At 50.3% G+C, this 5608-nt stretch carries 6 protein-coding genes and 1 pseudogene; 2 read left to right on the forward strand and 5 right to left on the reverse strand.

Features of this window, described 5'->3' with window-relative positions; genetic code table 11:
• Positions 1-407: pseudogene (locus AC4MRN_RS19125) on the forward strand (TetR/AcrR family transcriptional regulator); the annotation flags it as partial.
• Here the strand turns inward: AC4MRN_RS19125 and AC4MRN_RS19130 are convergent.
• A complete protein-coding gene (locus AC4MRN_RS19130; protein WP_491204200.1) occupies positions 369-1043 on the reverse strand; it encodes a haloacid dehalogenase type II in 675 nt (224 codons plus the stop codon). The pseudogene AC4MRN_RS19125 and the gene AC4MRN_RS19130 overlap by 39 nt on opposite strands.
• Positions 1044-1178: 135 nt before the next feature.
• On the opposite strand from AC4MRN_RS19130, the gene AC4MRN_RS19135 reads away from it, so the two are divergent.
• The gene (locus AC4MRN_RS19135) at positions 1179-1730 is read left to right on the forward strand and encodes a carboxymuconolactone decarboxylase family protein (RefSeq protein ID WP_073319932.1); all 552 of its coding nucleotides are present in this window, start codon (positions 1179-1181) and stop codon (positions 1728-1730) included.
• A 42-nt stretch (positions 1731-1772) separates the two neighbouring features.
• Here AC4MRN_RS19135 and AC4MRN_RS19140 read toward each other — a convergent pair whose 3' ends face one another.
• The 4 genes from AC4MRN_RS19140 to AC4MRN_RS19155 form a co-directional block, all read right to left on the reverse strand.
• Positions 1773-3482 carry an ArnT family glycosyltransferase gene (locus AC4MRN_RS19140; RefSeq protein ID WP_491204201.1) on the reverse strand — a complete coding sequence of 570 codons (1710 nt, stop codon included), beginning with the start codon at positions 3480-3482 and terminating at the stop codon, positions 1773-1775.
• Positions 3482-4237 carry a TVP38/TMEM64 family protein gene (locus AC4MRN_RS19145; protein WP_491204202.1) on the reverse strand — a complete coding sequence of 252 codons (756 nt, stop codon included), beginning with the start codon at positions 4235-4237 and terminating at the stop codon, positions 3482-3484. The genes AC4MRN_RS19140 and AC4MRN_RS19145 overlap by 1 nt, the downstream gene beginning before the upstream one ends.
• Entirely contained in the window at positions 4230-4952 is a 723-nt protein-coding gene (locus AC4MRN_RS19150) for a glycosyltransferase family 2 protein (protein WP_255051756.1), read from the reverse strand. The genes AC4MRN_RS19145 and AC4MRN_RS19150 overlap by 8 nt, the downstream gene beginning before the upstream one ends.
• 73 nt (positions 4953-5025) lie before the next feature.
• Positions 5026-5608: LysR substrate-binding domain-containing protein (locus AC4MRN_RS19155; RefSeq protein ID WP_491204203.1), on the reverse strand; the 583-nt coding region annotated here is incomplete at its 5' end.

Below are 5608 nucleotides of genomic sequence, written 5' to 3' on the forward strand. Positions count from 1 at the left end.
CGCATTTGAAACTGCTTCAACAGGCTGATTTGCCACTAAGGCAACGCATTAAAAACCACATGATGTCTATTCTGGCCATGCAGTGTGACGCCGAACACGCTAAAGGCTGTTATTTAGTGCTATGTCAGTCTGAAATGATCAGCGGCAACGTACCCGAAGAAGCCGCCGATGTACTTGCCCGGGCAGATGCACTGCCAAAACAGCTCTATACTGACTTATTTTTACAGTCTCCCGAGTCTATTCAGCTCGGCCTTCATAACCATGCGCAAGCCAATGCCCTGGCACTGTACACCTTGTTAAAAGGCACGGCGTCTATGGCGAGATGCGGTACCTCGTTAGCGCAGCTCGAATTCGCGGTCGACAGTATGTTAGACGGTATTTTTCAGCAAAGGGGCAAGCTGTCCTAGTTCGCTAATTTCTGCTGTTGGCGTAATACCCCACGGGTCGAAAACCGACTGTGGACTGCGCTTCACCCAGGCCGTGCGCCAGCCACATTCACTGGCACCAATCACGTCAAAGGGATTACTCGACACCAGCCAGGTTTGGTTGGCATCGCATTTTACAGTATCCAGTAAATGGCGATAAATAGCCGGGTCGGGTTTGAATGTATCAATTGCATCAGCGGTCACCACATACTCAAAATACCCAGCGATCCCCGCGTGGCTAAGCAGGCTGTTTACTGCCTGTTCTTCACCATTGGAAAACGCCACCAGGGTCGCATTTTTTGCAAGCTCAGGCAGTGCGGATTGCACATCATTGAAGGCGGGCAGTCGCAAGTACTTGTCTAACAGCAATTGCCGCTGGTCGTCATGGAGTGCCACAGCCAGATGCTGGCAGGTAAAGTCCAGTGCCTGTGCTGTGCAAACAGAAAAGTGCTGGTAACGACGCATCAATCCGCGTCGAAACGAATACTCCAGTTGTTTGTTACGCCAGGTGTGCGAAAACACCTCGGCCCTGTCACCGACCATTTCCGACAGCTCGTTCAATAAGCCGTGGGTATCGATTAACGTGCCATAAACATCAAATGCCAACACCGTTTTCATTCGTTTCTCCATTGTCAGGGATCGCGAGGATCAAAGTTATTTGACTTTAGCTTACCGATCGGTACAATTCAAATTTCTTATTTGTACCAATTGGTACAAAATGTATAAAGAGCTATCTAAAACGAGGAAAATCCCATGACATCTTTAACCGTACATACATTAGATTCAGCGCCTGAAGCCAGTAAACCTTTGCTGGAGGACTCCATTAAAGCCTTTGGTATGCTGCCAAACTTACATGGCATCATGGCTGCGTCGCCCCAGGTATTGGAAGGCTACAAGGTATTACACGACTTATTTCAGAAAACCGACTTTACCGCGGAAGAGCTCACGGTTGTGTGGCAAACCATCAATGTAGAGCATGGCTGTCATTACTGTGTGCCTGCCCATACTGCGATTGCCCATTCAATGAAAGTGGACGCTGCTCTAACGGAAGCGCTGCGAAATGCTGAACCAATGCCGACGCCTAAATTGCAGGCTTTGCAGGATATGACACTGCTGATCACCAGAAATCGTGGTGTGGTGAGCGACGCTGATCTGGATGCCTTTTATTCTGCAGGCTACACAGAGCGTCACGTGCAGGAAATTATTCTGGGTCTGGCACAAAAGGTCATGAGTAATTACATCAACCACATTGGTAATACACCGGTGGATGCACCTTTTGCAAAGTTTGACTGGACCAAGAAATAGGCTGAATTGAACGCCTGTCGACCCACAACAACAGCCGGTATGTTACCGGCTGTACTCTTGAACCGGTTGTGCAGGAAGCGTGCAGTGGGTTGTTTTAGCCTGAGCGTTCACTACATACCAGTCGCGACGATGGGCAAAGCCAACATATTCAGCAAGATCCGGATTAAAGCAGCTGGCTTGCAATTGCGGTTCGGCGAGCAGCAAATACCGTGTACCTTGCCCTTCCAGCCATTGATTCGCTGCTTGCAGCTGTATGTCAGTGGGGGCGTGATAACCAAAATGGGTTACCGGGTAAGGGGAAAACAAAATAAACTGTTCCGAGAATGCTACAAGAGCAATGTCTGAATTCGTTGGCAGTATCTTTTGCATTGCATTAAACACAGTCTCCGGCGTGCGCATTGGCCCCATGAGCACATATCCCCATGTGCTATAAATAAGCCACAGGCCGCTCATCAGTATTACCCAGCTCTTCCACTTCGCCTTACGGTAACTCACTATCAATGAGATTACGCCAATTGTTGAAGCCGCGAAGAAGAAACCAGATACATCCACACTGTTATCGTCCAGTGCGTGTTGAATCCACGAAGCTTCGAGTAACGCACAGACACCGGCGACGAACAAAAGCAGTGTCAGTAAGCCACATACCCCCCATATCAGCTGATTTAACCAGCGCCTGGAAAGTAGTTGCGCGCAGTAAGGAGCGCTAATTAAAGCCAGCATGGGCAAGGCGGGTAAGATATACACGCCACGTTTGCCCGGACTCAGGCTGAAGAAAATCAGCAGCAGTACAATCCAGCCTGCGGGTAATATTATGCGGGCATCCAGTTGTTTTATTGCCCGCCACCAGGCCGGTATTAACCACGGCAGCGCCAGACTCAGGGGCAACCAAAATACCGGAATAACCGACGTTAGGTAATACCGGAAAGGTTTAATGTGATGCCAGGAATCAGCATATCGGGTGACAGTTTGCTTAAATAAAATATTGTCGCGATAAGCATGCAGGGCAGGGTTATCGCTTACTGATACCAGGTAGTACATGGGCACGAACCACAGCGAGATCGCCAGCAGCATAACAACCGGGCCCAACCACCATTTCCATACTGACGGCTGATGTAGCAAAGCGAATTCTTTGTGCTTTGTTCTCAATCGGTAAGCTAAATAGGGCAGTAACATCAAGGCAGGTAGAAAGCCAACGCCTTTGGTAATGATCCCCAGCCCCATGGCAAACCAGGCCAGAAAGTACCAGCGCCATAGCCCGTCGATGAGTAAAAACCGCAATAAACCGTAACAGCCGAAGGTGATAAAAACGCAAACCAGCGCGTCTATTTGTGCGGTTTTTGCTTGCAGCGTGAACTGCACGGTGAAAAGCAGTAACAGGCCTGCAATAAACCCTGTATTCACAGACCAAAGGCGGCGACCGAGGTCGTAAACCAACCCAATCGTTACCATACCTGCAAGCGCTGACGGTAACAAAAAGGCCACTTTCAGGCTTCCTGTCATGGCATAAAACAGGGCGATTAACCACATAAATAGCGGCGGTTTATCGGGATAGATTTCGCCGCCGCGCATTGGGAAAAACCATCGCCCGGTTTCCACCATGTCTCTGGCGATCAGTGCAAAGCGCGGTTCATCGGCAGGCCAGGGGTCACGGAGCCCTAAACCGGTTAACAGAATAACTGCACTCAGGCATAGCAGGGTACCCAACGGGAAAGCCTGATAGAGCCCCGAAGGAGACAGTGAGTGATGGTTCATTAGACAGAAGTCGACGCAGATTGGCCAGATTGTTGAGTGGTTGAGGCCTCTTGTGCGGTGTCACTGTCATTGAGGTTGTCATTATTCAGCGCACCGGCTTTAAACTGTTTGTACAGATAAATACTCAACAACGCAGAGACCCCAAGTAACCCTACGCTCAGGGCGATTTTCCAATAGGACTGCACTACAATGCCTTTGCCCATCAGCGCAAATATTGCCATTTGAGGAATGTAGCCAATCATAGAGCCGGTGATGAACAGCCGGGCAGGCACATGGCTTACACCTGCGATCAGATTGGTCGCGAGGTTATTGCCGAAGGGCATCAGGCGGATCACAATGGTCATTAAAAAGGGTTGCACCGCCACGAAAGCATCCAGCCGGGCTACTTTACTGGCGAATCTGGCTCTCAGCGGACGGCGAGCCACTGTGCGGGACAACCAGAATACCGCTGTGCAACTCAGGGTGGCACCGATAACGGAGTAGAGCAGCCCCTCGCTGAATCCAAAGGCGTAACCGGCCAGAAACGCGGTGAGTTGACGTGGCAGGCCAATAGCGGTTAATGCTGCAGCCATACCGATAAAATACGCAACGCCTGTCCATCCGTTGTGCCGGGTATTTGCATCGACCCAGTCCTGATTAAACGCAGCGACGGCGGGGAGTTGCCGGACTAATTCGCTAACGCCAACACACACAAGCAAGATGAGCAGCAGATAGAGACTGTTTTTCAATAGGGAGATACGGCGTTGTTTATTCATCTTCACATACTACGTGTGCAATCTTCGTGCGTTTCTGCAGCCATAAAACACCAATCATATCAATAATGCCAACCCATAGGCGACTCATCATGGTGTAATTTGAGGTGCCGTGCTGGCGATCTCTGTGATTCACCTGTACCACGACAACGTCTCCGCCCAGACGTTTTACCAAGGCCGGTATAAAGCGGTGCATGTGGTCGAAATAGGGCAGTCGTAAAAATGTCTCGCGGGGAAACAGCTTCATGCCACAACCGGTATCCGGTGTGTCATCGTGCAGAAAGCGACTTCTCACACCGTTTGCCACCCGGGACTGAAACCGTTTCCAGGCTGTGTCTTTACGGCTTTTGCGATAGCCAGCTACACAAAAACACTGTGCAGGCGAATAGGCCCGGGCCGCAGAAAGGAGCTCGGGAATGTCTGCCGGATCGTTTTGTCCGTCCGCGTCGAGGGTGACTACAAGTTCGCCTTTGGCATGGTGAACACCAGTATGCACCGCAGTACTCTGGCCAACAGAAAAGGCATGGCGAATAACCCTGAGTTGAGGGTAGTGGCTTAACGACAATTGGCGTAGCACATGATAGGTATTGTCCGTACTGCCATCATCCACATAAAGAATTTCAAACGAACACACCCCGCGTAATGCAGTGACTATTTCTTTTACCAAAGGGGCAATATTGTCCTGTTCATTTTTTGCAGGGATCACAACAGAAAGCACGGCAGTTAAATCTCAATGATGCTGAATCAGTGCTCACAATAGCGGGTAAACCTTAAGACAGGCTTAAGCGCATTTAGCTGCGAATGTTGAGGTGGTTACTGATCTTTTCTACCTGTTGCCTGAGCCAGGCGATGGCGTCGTCCTGCTCACTGTTTTCGTGCCAGTACATATCTACATCGAGTCCTTGCAAGGTTAAAGGCAGTGGGAGTATTTCCAGTTCGTCGTCCAGCAAACTATTGGCTATCGATACGGGTATCGTTAGTAAGTACTCACCTGTTTTTAACAGGTGCTTAGCCGTTTGGTAACTCTGACAACGCAATACATGCTGACGATTGATACTTTGCTGTTGCAGGCTGATGTCCTCAACCACACGCCCGGAGGCGCGGTGACTTACTGCAATGTGTTCAGCTGCCAGGTAGGCCTGACGAGTCAGCGGTGATTGAACGTGCTTGCTCCGGAGTACTACGAACTCGTCTCTGCTCAGGCGTTGATGCTGCACAGGTTTCGACAACGGCAGAGCCACATCAATGGCGATATCTGCCTGCCCGGTTGCCAGTAATCGGCCGATGTTGGGACGATCTAAAGGCCGACACGCCAGCTGCACCCGCGGTGCCAGTTCACGCACATTGGAAAATAATACCGGAATGTACAGCGGT

Source organism: Marisediminitalea sp. (assembly GCF_984433645.1).